The organism is Deinococcus terrestris (assembly GCF_009377345.1).
In the GTDB taxonomy this organism is placed as follows: domain Bacteria; phylum Deinococcota; class Deinococci; order Deinococcales; family Deinococcaceae; genus Deinococcus; species Deinococcus terrestris.
The window spans coordinates 21,099-38,087 of record NZ_WBSL01000002.1 but is presented as its reverse complement, the minus strand read 5'-3'; the positions used below and the strand labels follow the sequence as shown (position 1 = coordinate 38,087).

20 protein-coding genes and 2 riboswitches are annotated in these 16,989 nt (G+C 69.5%); of the genes, 12 read left to right on the top strand and 8 right to left on the bottom strand.

Annotated features, from left to right (window positions below):
- The first annotated feature begins 172 nt into the window (after positions 1 to 172).
- On the top strand, positions 173 to 601 hold the full coding sequence (locus tag F8S09_RS06335) for a pyrophosphohydrolase domain-containing protein (RefSeq protein ID WP_322618599.1): 429 nt from the start codon (positions 173 to 175) through the stop codon (positions 599 to 601).
- A 26-nt stretch (positions 602 to 627) separates the two neighbouring features.
- Here F8S09_RS06335 and F8S09_RS06330 read toward each other — a convergent pair whose 3' ends face one another.
- The 4 genes from F8S09_RS06330 to F8S09_RS06315 are packed head-to-tail and all read right to left on the bottom strand — an operon-like array spanning position 628 to position 2,652.
- Positions 628 to 1,170: a single-stranded DNA-binding protein gene (locus F8S09_RS06330; RefSeq protein ID WP_152870302.1), complete on the bottom strand. Its 543-nt coding sequence runs from the start codon at positions 1,168 to 1,170 to the stop codon at positions 628 to 630.
- A gap of 53 nt (positions 1,171 to 1,223) precedes the next feature.
- On the bottom strand, positions 1,224 to 1,715 hold the full coding sequence (locus F8S09_RS06325; protein WP_152870300.1) for a MarR family winged helix-turn-helix transcriptional regulator: 492 nt from the start codon (positions 1,713 to 1,715) through the stop codon (positions 1,224 to 1,226).
- On the bottom strand, positions 1,712 to 2,173 hold the full coding sequence (locus F8S09_RS06320; RefSeq protein ID WP_322618598.1) for a DMT family transporter: 462 nt from the start codon (positions 2,171 to 2,173) through the stop codon (positions 1,712 to 1,714). The genes F8S09_RS06325 and F8S09_RS06320 overlap by 4 nt, the downstream gene beginning before the upstream one ends.
- Complete coding sequence (locus F8S09_RS06315) at positions 2,170 to 2,652, bottom strand: DMT family transporter (protein ID WP_152870298.1); 483 nt, start codon at positions 2,650 to 2,652, stop codon at positions 2,170 to 2,172. Before F8S09_RS06315 ends, F8S09_RS06320 begins: the two co-directional genes overlap by 4 nt.
- 90 nt (positions 2,653 to 2,742) lie before the next feature.
- On the opposite strand from F8S09_RS06315, the gene F8S09_RS06310 reads away from it, so the two are divergent.
- On the top strand, positions 2,743 to 3,870 hold the full coding sequence (locus F8S09_RS06310; protein ID WP_152870296.1) for a DUF4357 domain-containing protein: 1,128 nt from the start codon (positions 2,743 to 2,745) through the stop codon (positions 3,868 to 3,870).
- Here the strand turns inward: F8S09_RS06310 and paaI are convergent.
- Both paaI and F8S09_RS06300 read right to left on the bottom strand, forming a co-directional pair.
- Positions 3,858 to 4,229: a hydroxyphenylacetyl-CoA thioesterase PaaI gene (paaI, locus tag F8S09_RS06305; protein ID WP_152870295.1), complete on the bottom strand. Its 372-nt coding sequence runs from the start codon at positions 4,227 to 4,229 to the stop codon at positions 3,858 to 3,860. The two genes, F8S09_RS06310 and paaI, sit on opposite strands and share 13 nt — an antisense overlap.
- A 56-nt stretch (positions 4,230 to 4,285) precedes the next feature.
- Positions 4,286 to 5,119: a MerR family transcriptional regulator gene (locus F8S09_RS06300; protein WP_152870293.1), complete on the bottom strand. Its 834-nt coding sequence runs from the start codon at positions 5,117 to 5,119 to the stop codon at positions 4,286 to 4,288.
- A gap of 80 nt (positions 5,120 to 5,199) precedes the next feature.
- On the opposite strand from F8S09_RS06300, the gene F8S09_RS06295 reads away from it, so the two are divergent.
- The 4 genes from F8S09_RS06295 (at position 5,200) to F8S09_RS06280 (ending at position 9,489) form a co-directional block, all read left to right on the top strand.
- A complete protein-coding gene (locus F8S09_RS06295) occupies positions 5,200 to 6,231 on the top strand; it encodes a M42 family metallopeptidase (protein ID WP_152870292.1) in 1,032 nt (343 codons plus the stop codon).
- A 71-nt stretch (positions 6,232 to 6,302) separates the two neighbouring features.
- Positions 6,303 to 6,492: riboswitch (FMN riboswitch) on the top strand.
- 110 nt (positions 6,493 to 6,602) lie between these two features.
- Positions 6,603 to 7,661, top strand: a complete 1,059-nt coding sequence (gene ribD, locus F8S09_RS06290) for a bifunctional diaminohydroxyphosphoribosylaminopyrimidine deaminase/5-amino-6-(5-phosphoribosylamino)uracil reductase RibD (RefSeq protein ID WP_152870290.1) — start codon at positions 6,603 to 6,605, stop codon at positions 7,659 to 7,661.
- Positions 7,661 to 8,305: a riboflavin synthase gene (locus tag F8S09_RS06285; protein ID WP_152870288.1), complete on the top strand. Its 645-nt coding sequence runs from the start codon at positions 7,661 to 7,663 to the stop codon at positions 8,303 to 8,305. Before ribD ends, F8S09_RS06285 begins: the two co-directional genes overlap by 1 nt.
- A complete protein-coding gene (locus F8S09_RS06280; RefSeq protein WP_322618597.1) occupies positions 8,302 to 9,489 on the top strand; it encodes a bifunctional 3,4-dihydroxy-2-butanone-4-phosphate synthase/GTP cyclohydrolase II in 1,188 nt (395 codons plus the stop codon). The genes F8S09_RS06285 and F8S09_RS06280 overlap by 4 nt, the downstream gene beginning before the upstream one ends.
- A 52-nt stretch (positions 9,490 to 9,541) precedes the next feature.
- Here F8S09_RS06280 and F8S09_RS06275 read toward each other — a convergent pair whose 3' ends face one another.
- A complete protein-coding gene (locus F8S09_RS06275; protein WP_322618596.1) occupies positions 9,542 to 11,059 on the bottom strand; it encodes a carboxypeptidase M32 in 1,518 nt (505 codons plus the stop codon).
- A 60-nt stretch (positions 11,060 to 11,119) separates the two neighbouring features.
- Between F8S09_RS06275 and F8S09_RS06270 the strand changes: the two genes are divergently transcribed.
- From F8S09_RS06270 to F8S09_RS06250, 5 genes are all read left to right on the top strand, one after another.
- Positions 11,120 to 11,638: an RNA 2'-phosphotransferase gene (locus tag F8S09_RS06270; RefSeq protein WP_152870286.1), complete on the top strand. Its 519-nt coding sequence runs from the start codon at positions 11,120 to 11,122 to the stop codon at positions 11,636 to 11,638.
- 9 nt (positions 11,639 to 11,647) lie between these two features.
- Positions 11,648 to 12,379, top strand: a complete 732-nt coding sequence (locus tag F8S09_RS06265) for an SIR2 family NAD-dependent protein deacylase (RefSeq protein ID WP_152870284.1) — start codon at positions 11,648 to 11,650, stop codon at positions 12,377 to 12,379.
- 100 nt (positions 12,380 to 12,479) lie between these two features.
- Complete coding sequence (locus F8S09_RS06260; protein ID WP_322618595.1) at positions 12,480 to 13,952, top strand: DUF512 domain-containing protein; 1,473 nt, start codon at positions 12,480 to 12,482, stop codon at positions 13,950 to 13,952.
- Positions 13,953 to 14,006: 54 nt separating this feature from the next.
- Entirely contained in the window at positions 14,007 to 14,390 is a 384-nt protein-coding gene (gene mscL / locus F8S09_RS06255; RefSeq protein ID WP_152870280.1) for a large conductance mechanosensitive channel protein MscL, read from the top strand.
- A gap of 28 nt (positions 14,391 to 14,418) precedes the next feature.
- Positions 14,419 to 14,883, top strand: a complete 465-nt coding sequence (locus tag F8S09_RS06250; protein ID WP_152870279.1) for a DinB family protein — start codon at positions 14,419 to 14,421, stop codon at positions 14,881 to 14,883.
- Positions 14,884 to 14,961: 78 nt separating this feature from the next.
- Here the strand turns inward: F8S09_RS06250 and F8S09_RS06245 are convergent, their stop codons facing one another.
- On the bottom strand, positions 14,962 to 16,173 hold the full coding sequence (locus F8S09_RS06245) for a vWA domain-containing protein (RefSeq protein WP_152870990.1): 1,212 nt from the start codon (positions 16,171 to 16,173) through the stop codon (positions 14,962 to 14,964).
- A gap of 163 nt (positions 16,174 to 16,336) precedes the next feature.
- Positions 16,337 to 16,420: riboswitch (cyclic di-GMP riboswitch) on the top strand.
- A 71-nt stretch (positions 16,421 to 16,491) separates the two neighbouring features.
- Between F8S09_RS06245 and F8S09_RS06240 the strand changes: the two genes are divergently transcribed.
- Positions 16,492 to 16,989 (top strand): DUF11 domain-containing protein, encoded by a 498-nt coding sequence (locus tag F8S09_RS06240; protein WP_152870278.1) that lies wholly within the window; start codon positions 16,492 to 16,494, stop codon positions 16,987 to 16,989.

Sequence of the window (16,989 nt, the reverse complement as noted above, 5' to 3'; positions counted from 1 at the left end):
TACTTCCCCCTGGCTCCGAGAGGGGCCGGAGGGAGACGCCCACCTCTCATCAAACGGGCGCGCGAGCGGGCCGGAGGCCGGTCCCCGATTGGTTCAAGTCCAGTCACCCGCACCAGACACGAAGGGAGAGTCCACACGGCCTCTCCCTTTCCCTTTGGCCTAGCATCGGCGGGTGCCCGACCTGTCCCCCACCAACGCCGCGCTATTGCGCGAGTTTCACCGCGCCGCCGACTTCGTAGCCCCGGACGGCCCGACCGTGCCCGGCCCCGACCTCCTCGCCCTACGGGGCACCCTGATCCGGGAGGAGGCGCAGGAGGTAGAGGCCGAGTTCACGGCGCTGGCCGCACGGCTTTCAGCGAACGAAGCGGTTCTGCCCGGCGACCTCGCCCCGCTCGCCCATGAACTCGCCGACCTGCTGTACGTGACTTACGGGGCACTGGATGCCCTGGGTATTGACGCCGACACCGTCTTCGCCGAGGTCCACCGCGCGAACATGGCAAAACTCGGCGGCCCGAAACGCGAAGACGGCAAGCTGCTGAAGCCCGATGGCTGGCAGCCTGCCGACGTGCGGGGCGTCATTGAGGGGCAGGGGAGGGGCTAGCGCAGGCGCCCCCTCCCCTCAAGCGGTCAGAACGGCGTTTCCTCGTCCGCCACGGCCGCCGCCGCAGGGCGGGTCTGAGGCTGAGCGCGGCTTGCGGCAGCCGGAGCCGGGCGGGGGCCAGCGGAGGCCGGGCGGCTGCCGGGAGTCGCGTACCGGTCCTGGCGCTTGCCGCCCCGGAAAATCGCCAGCGTCACATATTCAAATTCGCCGTCAGCCTTCTCGCGGACGTGCTCGGGGTCGGTGTTCTTCGCTCCCCGGCTGTACTTCACGGCGGCGGGCAGCTTCATCTTGCGGCTGTCCACGGCCTCCAGCTCACGGCGGCGGTAGGCGTGGCCCCGGTGGATGATCAGTTCCTCGCCGTCGGGACTGGTCCACTTGCGGGCGCCGATCAGGTTCCAGTCGAAGTCGGGTTCGTTGTCAAACGGGAACTGGTAGCCCCCGGACGGGATGTCGCCAGTCGTCCACCCCAGGCGGCCATACTGCCGCTGAACGTCGAGCAGCTTGTCGGCGCTTTCCACGTCCACCGTGACTCGGGCGCCCAGATCGGTGATGAATTCGATGTGCAGCATGCTGCCTCCTTACGTAAATAACATAACACAGGCCAGGTGGGTTTGCAGCATCGTCACTTGGTTGGAGGCGCGATTCGCAGCAGCAGTTCCCGCAAGGTGGCCCGCTCGTCCGGCGTCAAGTTCCGCAACAGGGCTTCCTCGTGGGTGACGTGGGCTTCCAGCAGCGCGTCCACGGCGGCGCGGCCCTCCGGCGTCAGGGCGGCGCGGATGGTGCGGCGGTCGCGGGGGTCGGGCAGGCGGGCCACCCAGCCCCGGCGCTCCAGCCCGTCCACCCGCTTGGTGACGGCGGGCGGGGTCACGGCCATCAGCGTGCCGAGGTCTCCCAGCGTCAGGCCCTCCGGTGGGGCCGAGCGGCGCAGGGTCGCCAGCACATCGAAGGCGGAGGGGGTCAGGTCGTGCCGGGCGAAAAAGGCGTCGAGGGCGGCTTGCAGCGTCTGATTTGTCCTTTGCACAGCAATCACGGTGAGCATGGGGTCGGGGTTGAGGTCCGGCCGCTCTCGGCGCCAGTCCCTCTCAATGCGGGCCAGCAGGTCGGCGGTTTTCATCCGCGCCCCCCGGCTGCCCGCTGGCGGTCCCCGGCGAGCAGGGCGACGGCGGCGAGCAGCAGCAGGGCGCTCAGGCCCTCGGCGGCGGAGGGGAGCCGCTGAGCCTGCCCCAGCCAGCCCAGCGCGGGGAGTAGCAGCGCCACGATGAGCTGCCCCAACGTCGCCGCCACCGTCCCCACGCCCACGCCCAGCCGGGCCGCCCCGATCAGGTTGAGGGTGACGTAGGTGGCTCCCAGCAGCCCGCCCGTCAGCATCCAGAGGGGCGGCAGATGCGCCGGACCCTCCCGCCCAACTCCGGCCAGCCACAGAACGGCCAGCAGCACGCCGCCCACCACGAAATTCACCAGGGTCGCCGCCAGCGGGGTGCCCAGCGCCCGCGCCAGCCGCACGTTGAAGGCCAGCCCCGCCGCGAGGCCGATGCCCGCCCCCAGCGTGCCCAGCAACAGCCCGAGGTTCACGCCGCCCCCCACAACCGCAGCCCCAGCGCAGCGAGGACGAGCACCAGCGCCCCCACCCGCGCCGGGTTGACCCGCCGCCGCTCCAGCCCCAGCACCCCCAGGTGGTCGAGCAGGATGGCGGTAACCACCTGCGCGGCGATCACCAGTGTGGTCGCCACGGCGGTGCCCAGCGCCTGCGTGAGCACCACGCTGCCCACCACGTAGGCGCTGCCGACCACCCCGCCCAACCAGCTCCAGGGCGGGGCTTGCCGGGCCGCCGCCCAGTCGGGCCTTTGTCGGCTCAACGCGAGCAGGACCAGCAGCCCCAGGGTGCCCGCCGCGTAAGACAGGGTGCCCGTCAGCGTCACCGACCCCACCTCGTCGGCCAATGCCCCATTGACCGCGAATTGCAGCGGCAGCAGCCCCCCGGCCAGCACCGTCAGGACCAGGGCTGGCCAGAACCCCCATCTTCTCCCGGCGCCCACCTGCACTTCTTTCATAGGGGAACAGTTTACCAGTAAAAGAGTTGATAGGAGACATTCTCTGTTTTTGGTTCGGGCCGTGGAGGAGCGCTGCTAGACTCGCCGCAGATGCCCAGCCCGGTTGCCCGTCTCCATGACGCCGTAAATGACATTCAGGGGTGGTTGATAACCTCGCCCAATCCCGGCGAGGCGGTCGTGCGGCAGGCCATCGTGCTGCGGCTGTTGCAGGCGGCAGGCTTCGACATCTGGAACCCGACGGAAGTGGTGCCGGAGGAAACGAACGCCACCGGCAACCGCGCAGACTTCCTGATTCGGGCCGGGGCGGGCAAGTTCGCGCTGGAGATCAAGGGCATGGGCGTAACGCTGGGCGCAGTTCATTTCCAGCAGGCGGCCACCTACGCCGTCAACGAGGGCACCCGCTGGGCCATCGTCACCAACGGCCGGGTCTGGATCGTCATTGACGAGCATCTGCCCGGAAAATGGGAGGAACGGGTCGCCCTGCGGGTGGAACTCGCGCAGGAGGGCGAGACCTTCGCCGACGACCTCGCCACGCTGCTGGACGCGGAGACATGGCGGGCCGACGCCTTTGCCGGAGCTGTGGACGCCGTGCAGCAGCGGCAGCGCCAACGCCGCGACGAGGCCCGCATTCAGCGGGAAAAGCGCCCGGTCGTGGAAGCGTTGCAAGCGAAGTATCAGATGCCCACCTTTGAACTTGCCGCTGAGAACGCGGTGGAGGCAGGCAAAATTACTGAAGCGGAGCGAGATGTGCTGCTGGGCAGGCCTGGAAAACAGAAGGTCGTCGCGCAAAACTCATCTACGAAACCGCGACGGCAGCCGCCCATACCCATACTTCAGCCCCATCAGACCACCGGCAAAGCAGAGCAGCCTGCCCAACCCACCGAAGAAATCCACTTCACCTACCGGATTCTGGAGGCGGTGGCTCACGCCGTTTACTGTCCTGCCGACGGAACATGGACCGTGAAAGCAGGCAGTACGCTCGTCCCCGAGGTCAAAGCCTACGCGACGGGCGTACAACTTCACCGGGAACAACTGTTGAGTACGGGGCAACTACTTCAACACGGCGACCAGATCGAGTACACGGTAGATGTGGTCTACCCATCTCCGAGTGCTGCCGCAGGAGCAGTGTCCGGCGGCTCAAAAAATGGTTGGGACGTCTGGATCGACGACCTGGCACGTCCAGCACAATTCCACCGTCCTAAGAATCACTCCGACTGACCCCGCTCCCGCCGCGACACCGTCCCCAGAAATAGCGCCAGCACCGGCCCCTGCTCGCCACGCCGGACCTCCACCCGGTAGGTCGCCAGGGTGCGGCCCACCCGCTCGGGCGTGGCGACGGCCACCAGTTCGTCTCCTGGCCGCGCCGCCCGGAAGAAGCTCAGGTGCGTCTCGACCGCGACCGCCTGCGCCTCCAGATTGCTGATGACCGCGAACGCCTCGTCCGCAAGGCTGAACAGCAGGCCGCCGTGCGCGGTGCCGTGCATGTTCAGTCCAGCGTCCGTGACGGTCAGCGTGACGCGGGTCAGCCCCGGCGTGGCCTCCAACACCCGCATGCCCAGCGTGTCGGCGTAGCTCATGGGGGGCAGCGTACCGCCCCCGGCGGGCAGAACCGGGGGCAATGGGAGGAGAAAAGTCAGCCGCGCGGCTGGTACGGGCAGGCCACCTCGCCCGCCGGGTCGTCCGGCCCCGCCGCGTCCCAGTCGTAGGGGTAGACCTCACGGCAGGACAGGGCGCTGCGGGTGCCGTGGGCGCGGGCGTGGCGGTCTACCGCGTCGTAGGCGGCCATCAGCTCGTGGTAGTCGAAGTCGGCCTTGCGGACGGTCACGAAGGCCTCGGTGTGGGCCGGTTCCTCGCGGGCGGTCAGGTCGCTGCCCGGCTGCACCTGCCCACGGTAGGGCACGCAGACCTCGACCGGGCCGTCGGAGTCGGCGTTGACCTCGCCGTGGTAGATCACGACGGGCGGTCCGGCGACCTCGGCCCCCTGCGCGTGGAGTTCGGCGTGCAGGCGGTCCATCGAGGAACTGATAAAGGCGCTGAGGTCGGGCAGAAAGACGCGGCGCCCGGTCGTCAGGACCAGTTGGGCGGGCACGTCGCGGGACTGGACTTCGTAACTCGTGGGCATGGGGTCTCCTCGGAGGGTGTGGATCAGGTGCCGCGCGACGGCGGCCCGCTGAAGGTGAAGGGCCTGTGCCTCCCGCCAGTACGCCTCCACCCGCCTGGCCCGCTCGGGCGCCGGGGCGTCCAGCAGGGCGCGGATGTCGGCCAGCGGCATCTCGACCGTCCGCAGCAGGCCGATCAGGCGGGCTGTGCCGATCTGACCGGGCGCGTAGAAGCGGTAGCCCGTGTCCGGGTCCACCCGGTCGGGGGGCAGCAGGCCGAGGTCGTCGTACAGCCGCAGCGCCTTGAGGCTCAGGCGCGAGGCGCGGGCGAAAGCGCCGATAGAAAGCGTGTCCTGGGTGTCGGTCATGCGGCCCTCCGGAGGTGAGGGCAGCATGCGGCCTGCCCCTGGGGGAGGGTCAAGCGCCCCCCGCCGGTATGCTGCTCCCCATGAGCTTTGACCTCCCCGCCACCGTGGACCTGCTGCTGAGATTGCTGAACACCCCCAGCCCGACCGGATTCACTGAGGGGGCGATTCAGTTGCTGGAGGCCGAGCTGGACACCCTCGGCGTCCCGCACAGCCGCACGAAGAAGGGAGCGCTGACCTGGGAGGTCGCGGGAACGGGCGCGGGCCACACCACCTTCAGCGGCCACGTGGACACGCTGGGGGCGATGGTCAAGGAGATCAAGGACACGGGCCGCCTGCGCCTCGCCATGCTAGGGGGCTACGACTGGGCGACGGTGGAGGGAGCATACGTTCAGGTCCACACTCAGGGCGGTGCGGCCCTCACCGGCACCGTCGTGAACACCCTCCAGAGCACCCACGTCCACGGCCCCGCCCTGCGCGAGCTGCGGCGCGAGCAGAGCGTGATGGAGGTCCGGCTGGACGCCCGCACCGCCTCCCCGGAGGAGACGCGGGCACTTGGGGTCGAGGTGGGAGATTTCGTGAGCTTCGAGCCCCGCGCCCTGCTTACGGACGCCGGGTACATCAAGGGCCGTCACCTCGACGACAAGGCCGCCGTCGCCGTCTTCGTGGGCGTGACCCGCGCCCTGCTGGGGGCACCGCCCGTCCGCACGGTCGCCTTCCACATCACCACCTACGAGGAGGTCGGGCACGGGGCCGCGACCGGCATCCCGCCCCACACCGACGAGCTGATCGCGGTGGACATGGCCGCCGTGGGCGAGGGCCAGACCAGCAGCGAGCACCACGTCACTCTCTGCGTGGCCGACAGCGGTGGGCCGTATGACCACGCGCTCGGGAACCGCCTGCGCGAGTCGGCGCGGTGGGCCGGGCTGGAGCTGCGGGTGGACCTCTACCCCTACTACGCCTCGGACGGTACGGCGGCGTGGCGGGCGGGCGGCGACTACCCGGTCGCCCTGATCGGCCCCGGCGTGGACGCCAGCCACGCCTATGAGCGCACCCACACGGATGCGCTGGAGGCCACCGCCCGGCTGATGCTGGCGCACGTGCAGGCTGGATAACCCCACACAGTGCGCTTCCCGCCCCCGCGCTAGCATCGGCCCTGGCTCCCGTCCCGTGCGGGACCGGGGCCGACCTCTTTCGGGGCGGGGTGAGACTCCCCACCGGCGGTGATCCAGTTTTCCACGCTGGTCAGCCCGCGAAGCCCGCGCAAACTGCACCACGCGCAGGCCCGACCCGGTGCAACTCCGGGGCCGACGGTAAGAGGGATGTGACGGGCCAAGCGGCGGTCACTCCCGAAGTCCGGATGGAAGAAGGAGGCCGCCTTGCCCGCCACCCCGGCGGGCGGCGACACCGTATGTCTGGAATGAACAGTCCTGGGACTGGCGTCTTGCCCGTTGGAGAGGCGTCACGCCCGGAAGACGCAGAGCGCATGGCCCTCGCGCTGGCCGAAGCCGCGCGGGGCCTGGGCCGCACCGCCCCCAATCCCCCGGTGGGCTGCGTGCTCGTGCGGGGGGACAAGGTGGTGGGCCGGGGCTTTCACCCCCGCGCCGGGGACCCCCACGCCGAGGTCTTCGCGCTGCGGGAGGCGGGCGAGCGGGCCAGGGGCGCGACCGCCTACGTCACCCTGGAGCCGTGCAGCCACTTCGGGCGCACCCCCCCCTGCGCCGACGCCCTCGTCACGGCGGGCGTGGGGCGGGTGGTCGTCGCCGCCCTGGACCCCAACCCGCAAGTCGCTGGGCGCGGGTTGGCAAGGCTGCGCGAGGCCGGGATTCCCTTCACCGTCGGCGTGGGCGAGGCCGAGGCCCTGCGCCAGCAATCAGGTTTCCGCTCGCTGGTCACGCGGGGGCGGCCCTGGGTGACCTACAAGTACGCGGTGACGCTGGACGGCAAGGTCGCGGCGGCGGGCGAGGCGAATGGGGCCGTCACCTCCGCTGAAGCGCGGGCGTGGGTCATGCGCTGGCGCGACGAGGCGGACGCCATCGCCGTGGGCATTGGCACCGTCCTGGCCGACGACCCCCGACTCACCACACGCGGGGTGGAGGGGGGGCGCGATCCCCGCCCGGTCATCTTTGACTCCCGCGCCCGCACGCCGCTCAGCGCCCGTGCACTGCGTCCCGGCACCCTCCTCGTGACTGCCCCCGAAGCCGACACCCGCGCCCTGGAAGACCGGGGCGCCCACGTGCTGCGGGTCACCGGCCTGCCCGACGCGCTGCATGGGCTGGGCCGCCTGAACCTCTCCAGCCTGCTGCTGGAGGGCGGCCCCACTCTGGCGAGCGCCCTGTTCGCGGCTGGGCTCATTGACGAGGTGCGGGCATTGATCGCCCCGAAACTGCTCGGCGCGGGCCTTCCTCCGCTAAACAGTCCCGCGCGGGGCATGGGCCACGCCGCCGCCCTGCGCGACCCCCACGTTGAACCCCTCGGCCCGGATGTCCTGATCTCGGGCCTGCTGCACGACATTCCCCGCCTGAGCGCGGGAGGAGACCTCTGATGTTCACCGGAATCGTGGAACAGGTTGGCCGCGTCACGCACGCCGCCGAGCACAATGGCACCCTTACCCTCACCGTCACGCCGGAGCGGATGTGGTCCGACCTCGCGCTCGGCGAGTCCATCGCCTGCTCGGGCACCTGCCTGACCGTGACGGGCTGGGATGACACGGGCTTTAGGGTGGACCTCAGCCGTGAGACGCTCGCCAAGACTGCCCCGCACTGGGGAGTCGGCGCCCGGCTCAACCTTGAGCGGGCGATGACCGCCTCGGGCCGCTTCGGGGGCCATGTGGTGAGCGGGCATGTGGACGGGACAGGCGAGATTCTGGAGAGGCGCGAGGAGCCCGGCGCCTACACCCTGCGCGTCCGCGCCGCGCCGCATCTGGCCCGCTACCTTGTCCCCAAGGGGAGCGTCACGGTGGACGGCGTGAGCCTCACCGTCGTGGACACGGGCGGCCCCGGCGGCAGCCGCGCGGACCTGAGAGAAGACGAGTTCACCCTCTGGCTGGTGCCGCACACGCTGGAGGTCACTACCCTGGGCGACTGGCGCCCCGGCACGGTGGTCAATCTGGAGGCCGACCAGATAGCGAAGTACGTGGAGCGGCTGCTGCTGATGCGTGACTTCGGGCAGCCGGAGGTGGCGCGGTGACCCTGGCCTCCATCCCCGACCTGCTGGCCGAGTTGCGGGCCGGGCGCCCGGTCATCCTGGTGGACGACGAGGGCCGCGAGAACGAGGGCGACCTGCTGATGCCCGCCGAGACCGCCACCCCGGAGTGGGTCAACTTCATGGCGCGGGAGGGCCGGGGATTGATCTGCGTGACCCTGCTCCCCGAGCGGGCCGCCGAGCTGAACCTCGCGCCGATGGTGCGCTCGGGCACCGACCCCAACGGCACCGCCTTCACGGTCAGCGTGGACCATGTCAGCAACTCCACCGGCATCAGCGCCTACGACCGCGCGGCGACCATCGGGGCACTGGCCGACCCCGCCGCGACCCCCGCCGATTTCCGCCGTCCGGGGCACATCTTCCCGCTGGTCGCGCGGCCCGGTGGCGTCCTGCGCCGCGCCGGGCACACCGAGGCGGGCTGCGACCTCGCCCGGCTCGCGGGGTTCGCGCCTGCGGGCGTGATCTGCGAGATCATGGGCGACAGCGGCGAGATGCTGCGCCTGCCCGACCTCCTCGCCTTCGGGGAGCGGCACTCGCTGTTGGTCGGGTCCATCGAGGCCCTGATCGCCTACCGGATGGAACACGATCCCTTCTTGCGGGTGGCGGCCGAGGCGAAGTTGCCCACCGAGTACGGCGAGTTCCGGCTGGTCGGGTTTGAGGACAGCCTGTCGGGGGCCGAGCACGTCGCCCTCGTGATGGGTGAGGTGGATGAAACGCCGCTGCTGGTGCGGGTCCACTCCGAGTGCCTGACCGGGGACGCCTTCCACTCGCTGCGCTGCGACTGCGGGCCGCAGCGGGACGCGGCGCTGCGGGCCATCGCCGAGGAGGGCCGGGGCGTCCTCGTCTACCTGCGTCAGGAGGGCCGGGGCATCGGCCTGCTGAACAAGATTCGCGCCTACGCCCTGCAAGACGGCGGGGCCGACACGGTGGACGCCAACCTGCAACTCGGCTTCCCCGCCGACGCCCGCGACTTCGGCATCGGCGCCCAGATGCTGCATCTGCTGGGCGCCCGGCGCCTGCGCGTCCTGACCAACAACCCCCGCAAGCTGCACTCGCTGGGCGGCTTCGGGCTGGAGGTCGTGGAGCGGGTGCCGCTGCATGTCGGCCAGAACGCGCACAACGCGGGGTATCTGGCGACGAAGGGGGCACGGCTGGGACACTTGCGGTAGGACAAGGGGAGAGGGCGGCGGAGCCTCGTGTCCGCCGCCCGCCTGCCCTGCCTTACAGCGTCACGCCGTACAGCGCTCCGTACTTCTCGCGCAGGTACTTCAGGTACGGCTCCACCGTCATGCCCTGTCCGGTCGCCCGTTCCAGCAACTCGTTCGGCGTGTAGCGGCGACCATGCGCGTACACGTTCTCGCGCAGCCAGCCGTGCAGCCGCCCGAAGTCGGCGCGGGCGATGTCGCCTTCCAGGCCGGGATTGACCCGTTCGGCCGCCGCGTAGAACTGGGCACTGAGCACGTTCCCCAGCGTGTAGCCCTGGAAGGCCCCGCCAATGCTCCCGAAGTACCAGTGCACGTCTTGCAAGACGCCGTTCACGTCGCTCTCGGCCCGCAGGCCCAGGTTCGTCTCGTAGGCGGCGTGCCACGCGTCCGCGAGGTCGCGCACTGCCAGCCGCCCCGACAGAAGCTCGCGTTCCAGCTCAAAGCGGGTGATGACGTGCAGGTTGTAGGTCAGCTCATCGGCGTCGGTGCGGATCAGCGAGCGGGCGACCACGTTGGAGGCGCGGTGCATCTCCTCCTCGGTCACGTCCGCGAGCTGCTCCGGGAAGGCGTCCCGGAACTTGCCGAAGTACGCCGCCCAGAACGCCCGGCTGCGCCCCACGAGGTTCTCCCACAGCCGCGACTGGCTCTCGTGGACCCCGGCGCTGACGCCGCCGCCGAGGGGCGTGCCCAGAAGGTCTTCCGCCACGCCCTGCTCGTACATCGCGTGGCCAGACTCGTGCAGGGTGGAGTACAGCGCTTCGGTGGGGTCGTTGTCCTTCACCCGCGTGGTGATCCGTACGTCCTGCCCGCCCAGCCGGGTCATGAAGGGGTGGTGGGTGAGGTCCTGCCGCCCCTGGGTGAAGTCGTACCCGTAATCACGGATCACGCTCTCCCCGAAGGCGAGCTGGTCGGCGCCGGGGTAGTGTCGGGCCAGAAAGTCGGTGCGGGGCGCCTCGGCCCCGGTCACGGCGTCCACCATCGGGACCAGCGCCTCCCTGAGCGCCGCGAAGACCTCGCCCACCTGCGCGGCGGTCATGCCCTCGTCGGACTGGTCGATGAAGTAGTCCATCGGGTCGGAAAATTCGGGGAAGTAGCTCGCCGCTTGCAGGCTCAGGTCCAGCGACTTCTCCAGGTAGGGCACCATCCGCGCGAAGTCGTTCCCCGGCCGCGCCCCCGTCCACGCCGAGTAGCTCTCGCCGCCGTGCTGACTCCACGCGGCGACAAAGGCGGCGGGAAAGCGGGTCGCCTCCTCAAAGTCCTTGCGGGCCACTGCGACCATGCGGGCCTGAACAGGGGAAAGGTCGCCGCGTCCGCCGAGGTGTTCAAGCAGCCGCCCGTAGGCCGGGTCGGTCGCCCGCTCGTGACGCAGCCGCGAGAGCAGCGCCCGTTGCCGCGAGCGTCCGGCGGCGGCCCCGGCGGGCAGATAGGTGCTCTGGTCCCACCCCAGCAGCGAGCCGATGCCGCCGAGGTCGGCGAGTTCCTGAAACCGGGTCTGGAGTTCAGCCCAGGCCGTATCGGTATGGGTTGTGGTCACGCCCGTCAGCCTACCGCGTCCCACTCCAGCAGAGCTGCTTTCTGGCCTGGACAATGGGGCATGACCGACGAGCAACTCTCCCGCCGCCTCTCCTACCTGCTGCGGCACGCGCCCGAGAAGATGAATGTGACGCTGGAGCCGGGCGGCTGGGCACCCGTGGACGCCGTGCTGCGGACCCTGCGGGTGTCCCGGCCCCGGCTGGAGCGGGTGGTCGCCGCCGACCGCAAGGGGCGCTACACCCTCCAGGGCGACCGCATCCGCGCCAATCAGGGCCACAGCGTGGACGTGGACCTGCGGTTGCCGCTGACCGTGCCGCCGCCCCTGCTGTACCACGGGACCCATGCGGGCGTGCTGGACGCGATCCGCGCCGGGGGCCTCAAGCCGATGGGCCGTCACCACGTCCACCTCTCCCGCGACGAGGCGACAGCGCGGCAGGTCGGGGCGCGGCGGGGAAGGTCCGTCGTGCTGACCGTGCAGGCCGGGCGGATGTACGAGGCCGGGCACCCCTTCTACCGCAGCGAGAACGGGGTGTGGCTGGCCGAGGCCGTGCCGCCCGAGTTTCTGGAGGTTCCAGAGTAGGCTGACCCTATGACCCTGGAACAGGCCCGCGCCGCCCTCGCAGCCGCCCGCCGCGTGGCCGTCCTGACGGGCGCGGGCGTGAGCGCCGAGAGCGGCATCCCCACCTTCCGCAACGCGCAGACCGGGCACTGGGCACGCTTTCGCCCCGAGGACCTCGCCAGCCCGGAGGCGTACCGCCGCGACCCGAAAATGGTTTGGGAGTGGTACGCGGGTCGCTACCGGAACGTGACCCACGCGCAGCCCAACGAAGGCCACCACCTCCTCGCCTGGCTGGAGCGGGACAAGGGCGACGGCTTCTTCCTCGCCACCCAGAACGTGGACGGCCTGCACGCGCGGGCGGGCAGCGAGCGCCTCGTGGAGTTGCACGGCAACCTGAGCACCGCCCGCTGCGAGGCGTGCGGGACGGTCGCGCCCCTGCCCGAGCCGAACACCTTCACGCCCCCGCCGACTTGCCCAGTGTGCGGTGCCCGGATGCGCCCCAACATCGTCTGGTTCGGGGAGTTTCTGCCCGAGCTGGCGCTGGAGGCCGCCACCCGCGCCTTCGAGAAAGCGGACGTGGCCCTGATCGTGGGCACCAGCGGGCAGGTCTACCCGGCGGCAGGCCTCGCGCTGGAAACGCGACGGGCGGGCGGCGTGGTGATCGAGGTCAACCCCGACGAGACGGAACTCACGCCCTACATGAGTTACAGCGTCCGGGACGTGGCCTCACGGGGGCTGGCGGCGCTGATGGGGGAGGGCTAGCCACCCCAACCGGGACGCCTGTCACACCCGCCCCCCGCCCCCACCTGTTAAACTTCCCCGTTTAACCGGGGCCTTGACGTGTCCCGCACAGGGGGATGACGTGACCGCAGCCGAAGCCAGACCGCAACCGACCGAGGTGTTTCCCGCACCGATCAAGACCGTGGAACCGGGCAGCCCCGCCGAACGGGCGGGCGTGCGCCCCGGCGACCTGCTGATCCGGGTGAACGGCGAATCCGTGACCGACGTGCTGGCCTACCGCCATCTGCTGTCGCAGGGGCGGGCCGAGTTGGAAATCAGCCGCCCGGTGGAGCGGCCCTCGGTCCTGTCCGGCGTCCTCGGCGTGGCGCAGGACCACCACCGCCTGGAATACGACCCGGCGGCGCCCACCTTCACCTTCGCGGTGGAGTGGGAGGACCCCGGCCTCGACTTCGAGGAAGTGCTGTTCGACGGCATCAAGAAGTGTGCCAACAAGTGCGACTTCTGCTACGTCCACCAGATGCCGCGCGGCTTTCGCAAGAGCCTCTACATCATGGACGACGACTACCGCCTGTCCTTCCTGTACGGCTCCTTCGTCACGCTGACCAACCTGACCGAGGGCGACATCAACCGCATCCTCGACGAGAACCTCTCGCCGCTGTACGTGTCGGTCCATACGGCCAACCAGGACCTCCGCCAGGATCTGATGAAGTGGTGGAAGCTCAAGGTCAAGGACCCCCAGGCCGTGCAGATTCGCGGCATGATCGAGCGGCTCGAACCCATCGACCTGTACACCCAGATCGTCCTCGTGCCTGGCCGCAACGACGGCGAGCATCTCGACGACACGGTGGAATATTTGTCGAGCCGCCCCAACGTGATCTCGGCGGCGGTCGTGCCCATCGGCCTGACCGGGCACCGCAAGAACCTTCCCGACGTGCGGACCTTCACGCGCGAGGAGGCGCAGGACACGCTCGCCCGCCTGAACAGCTGGCGGCGGCAGTTCCTGGCGGAGCGCGGCACCCGCTTCGTCTTCCCCTCCGACGAGCTGTACCTCCTGGCAGGCGAGCCCCTCCCCACCGAGGAGGAATACGAGGGCTTCCCCATGCTGGAAAACGGCGTGGGCATGATCCGCGACTTCCTGACCGAGGGGCTGCCCGAGCTGCCCGCCGCGCTGCCTGCGCCCCGCAAGGTGATTCTGGGGACGGGGCTGCTGTTCGCCGAGTCGCTCGACCGGGCCGTGGAGCCGCTGCGCCAGATCGAGGGGCTGGAGCTGGAGGTCCGCGCGGTGGAGAACAAGACCTTCGGCAAGGTCACGACCGTTGCGGGCCTGCTGACCGGGCGATGCTTCCGGCACGCGGTCAAGCCGGGCGAGGCCGACCTCCTGATCGTGCCGCCGACCACCCTGCGCTACGGCACCGAGCTGATGCTGGACGACACCAGCCTGACCGAGCTGCGAACCGAGTTCCGCATGGACGTGCGCCCCGGCGGGGCCACCCTGGGCGAACTCGCCCGCGTGGTGCTGGACGGCGTGCAGAGCAGCGGGCACCAGTGGGGCATGAGCGCCCACGCGGTCAAGGAGAGCCGGGGTCAGGCGTAAGCCCCGTCCTAGTGCCTACGTTGCTAGGACCTGCGCCTCGTGGCAAGCTGGGGCATGCTTCAGGGCTTCCGGGACTTCGTGCTGCGCGGCAATGTGGTGGATCTCGCGGTCGGTGTGGTGATTGGGGCGGCGTTCACGGGCATCGTCACCGCCTTCTCGAACAGCTTCATCAACCCGCTGATCAAGGCGGTCACGGGGGGCGGGGCACAGGTGGGCGGCACCTTCACGCTGAATGGGGCCGTCTTCGACTACGGCGCCTTCATCACCGCGCTACTGAACTTCCTGATCGTGGCGGCCGTGCTGTATTTCCTGGTGGTCACGCCGGTTAACCGGATCAACGAACGCTTCGGGCGGGGGCAGAAGCCGCCGGTCGCCGAACCTAGCAACGAGGAAAAGCTGCTGGCCGAGATTCGCGACGAGTTGCGGCGCAGGCCCTGAGGCCCGCCGACTGCCTTATCCTTGGCCCATGCCTATGAACCCGGCCGAACTGCACGCCCGCACCTTCCGAATGCACCGCGAGGCCCTGATGGACCTGTATGCCGAGCTGCCCGAGGAGCACGGCACCTTCGCCGCGTGGGAGGGCGGCATGAGCCTGATCGGTCAGGCCGACCACCTCGCGGCCAGCAGCGCGATGATGCTCGCCATGATCGCCGGGCAGGCCCCCCAGCGCCCCGCGCCCGGCGACGGCAGCGCCAGCGTGGCCGAGGTGCGCGAGCGCCTGCGCCAGACGACCGATCAGGTCTCCGCCGCCATCGCTGCCCTGAGCCCCGAGGACCTCGCCCGCCGCGTTCCGGCCTTCGGGGGCCGCGAGATGCCCGTCGCCGCCCTGCTTGACTCCCTGATCGGCCACGAGGCCCACCACAAGGGCCAGGTCTGGGTTATGGCCCGGATGGTGGGCCTGAAGCCGCCGATGTTCGTGAAGATGGGGTAGGGGAGGGCAGAAGGTCTAAGGCAGAAGGCAGATGGCCGTGAATCATGAGCCATCTGCCTTCTGCTTTCAGCCTTCCGCCTAATTCACCAGCTTCGTCTTGTTCGTCACGAAATCCATCAGCACGTACTGGCCGATGTTCTGCGGCGTCGTGAAGTAGGCCTTGCCCTTCGTCATCTCGGAGACGCGCCGGACGAAGCCCACGAGTTCGGGGTCGCGGGCCAGCATGAAGGTGTTGACCTGGATGCCCGAGCGGCGGCAGTTGGCGACCTCGCGCAGAGTGGCGCCCAGCACGTAGGGGTCGAGGCCATAGGCGTTTTTATAGATGCGGCCGTCGGGCAGCGTGAGGGCCGAGGGCTTGCCGTCGGTGATCATCACGATCTGCTTCATGTCCTTGTTCTCGCGCTTCAGGAGCTGCTGCGCGAGCCGCAGGCCCCCCGCCGTGTTCGTATGGTACGGCCCGATCTGTGCCTGCGCGAGCTTGGCGACGGGCACTTCCTCGGCCGAGTCGTGGAAGAGCACGAACTTGACCGTGTCGCCGGGGTACTGGGTGCGGATCAGGTGCGCCAGCGCGAGCGCGACCTGCTTGGCGGGCGTGAAGCGGTCCTCGCCGTACAGGATCATGGAGTGCGAGCAGTCCAGCAGCACCACGGTCGCCGCCGACGAGTTGTATTCAGCCTGCCGGATCACGAGGTCGGATTCCTCGAGCGCGTCGAAGCCTTTGCCCATGATGTTGCCCAGCGTGGCCGTCGTATCGAGGTTGAGGGTGTCCCCGAACTCGTAGTTCTTGAGTTCGCCCGTCATCTCGACGCCTGAGGCGTACTCGCGGGTGTCGTGGGCGCCCGCGCTGCTTCTGCCCAGGCCGCCCATCAGGTCGCGCAGGCTCTTGTAGCCCAGAAAGTCAATGCTCTTGTCAGTGAGCTGAAAGCGCGACTCGCCGCTCTGGCCCTGGCCGCCCTGTCCCGGCTCCTCGTCGAACTCCTTGCGAATAAAGCCGTCCTGCTGGAGCTTGTCCATCAGCCGCTCGATTTGCTGACCCAGCGGCGTCTCGCGCACGTCGTCGGCTTGCAGGGCTTCTAGAAGCTGCTCTTCCGGGATCATGCCCCGGTCGGCCAGTGCCTCCAGAATCGCGTCGAAGAGGTCGTCCATGCTGGGCCGGGCGTTGGGATCGGGGTCGTAGGGATCGTTCATGCCCTGCCCCAGCAGCGCTTCCTGAATCATCTGCATCAGCTCGCTGGAGTCGAGCTGGTCGAGTTCGCCCTCGAACTTGCTGTACCGCGTGACACGCGCCATACCGGTGACCTCCGTACGCGACAGCATGGCGTGCCCAGCTCCAACGGTTTGTAACAGGGACGCCCCCGGACCAAATCGCCGCATCACCATCCTACAAATGAGAATCTAATGAGAGTTCCTAGAAATCACGTAAGGGAACTGTTATGGCTTGCTGAATACCTTGCTGTCGTTTCGGGCGTAGAGCCATGCGGTGTATTTCGGGCACCTGCCGCATGAGGAGCCAGTGGTGCGACCGGCGAAACGGACCCCCCACCCAGGGGAAGCGTGCGCCGGTCTGTCGTGTCGGCGTCCCTTCCTGCCAAGGAGAGAGCCGCTGATATGAATCGCCTGACCCTTCCCCTCCTGCTCGCGCTGCCCGGCCTGGCCCTGGCCCAGGGCGCCTCGCCCCTGGTGCTCGACCTCGCCCAGTCGCTGATTCAGACCGTTCAGGTGGACGGCAAGGCGACCGAAAAGCGCACGCCGAACTACACCAAGGTCCGCCCCGGCGACCTGCTCGCACAGACTGTCACCGCCCGCAACGTCAGCGCCCGCACGCTGGCAAACGTCGCCGTGAAGCTGCCGGTTCCGGCGGGTCACGTGTACGTCGCGCCAGATGGAAGCGCTGCCGCAGGCGTCCGCACCGAGTACTCCATCGACGGCGGCAAGACCTTTGCCCCCGCCCCCCTCAAGAAAAAGATCACCGTGACCGAGAACGGCAAGGCCGTGACCCGCGAGGTTGAGGTCAAGCCGGGCGAGTACCAGGCGGTGCGCTGGACCATCGCCGCCCTACCTGCCGGCACCGAGAAGACGCTCGGCTTCCGCGTGCAGGTGAAGTAA

Excerpts from the sequence above, each read along its gene's own strand:
- F8S09_RS06330 (WP_152870302.1), bottom strand. The coding sequence starts at position 1,170 with ATGCTGCACATCGAATTCATCACCGATCTGGGCGCCCGAGTCACGGTG.
- F8S09_RS06325 (WP_152870300.1), bottom strand. The coding sequence starts at position 1,715 with ATGAAAACCGCCGACCTGCTGGCCCGCATTGAGAGGGACTGGCGCCGA.
- F8S09_RS06315 (WP_152870298.1), bottom strand. The coding sequence starts at position 2,652 with ATGAAAGAAGTGCAGGTGGGCGCCGGGAGAAGATGGGGGTTCTGGCCA.
- F8S09_RS06310 (WP_152870296.1), top strand. The coding sequence starts at position 2,743 with ATGCCCAGCCCGGTTGCCCGTCTCCATGACGCCGTAAATGACATTCAG.
- paaI (WP_152870295.1), bottom strand. The coding sequence starts at position 4,229 with ATGAGCTACGCCGACACGCTGGGCATGCGGGTGTTGGAGGCCACGCCG.
- F8S09_RS06300 (WP_152870293.1), bottom strand. The coding sequence starts at position 5,119 with ATGACCGACACCCAGGACACGCTTTCTATCGGCGCTTTCGCCCGCGCC.
- F8S09_RS06295 (WP_152870292.1), top strand. The coding sequence starts at position 5,200 with ATGAGCTTTGACCTCCCCGCCACCGTGGACCTGCTGCTGAGATTGCTG.
- ribD (WP_152870290.1), top strand. The coding sequence starts at position 6,603 with ATGGCCCTCGCGCTGGCCGAAGCCGCGCGGGGCCTGGGCCGCACCGCC.
- F8S09_RS06285 (WP_152870288.1), top strand. The coding sequence starts at position 7,661 with ATGTTCACCGGAATCGTGGAACAGGTTGGCCGCGTCACGCACGCCGCC.
- F8S09_RS06270 (WP_152870286.1), top strand. The coding sequence starts at position 11,120 with ATGACCGACGAGCAACTCTCCCGCCGCCTCTCCTACCTGCTGCGGCAC.
- F8S09_RS06265 (WP_152870284.1), top strand. The coding sequence starts at position 11,648 with ATGACCCTGGAACAGGCCCGCGCCGCCCTCGCAGCCGCCCGCCGCGTG.
- mscL (WP_152870280.1), top strand. The coding sequence starts at position 14,007 with ATGCTTCAGGGCTTCCGGGACTTCGTGCTGCGCGGCAATGTGGTGGAT.
- F8S09_RS06250 (WP_152870279.1), top strand. The coding sequence starts at position 14,419 with ATGCCTATGAACCCGGCCGAACTGCACGCCCGCACCTTCCGAATGCAC.
- F8S09_RS06245 (WP_152870990.1), bottom strand. The coding sequence starts at position 16,173 with ATGGCGCGTGTCACGCGGTACAGCAAGTTCGAGGGCGAACTCGACCAG.
- F8S09_RS06240 (WP_152870278.1), top strand. The coding sequence starts at position 16,492 with ATGAATCGCCTGACCCTTCCCCTCCTGCTCGCGCTGCCCGGCCTGGCC.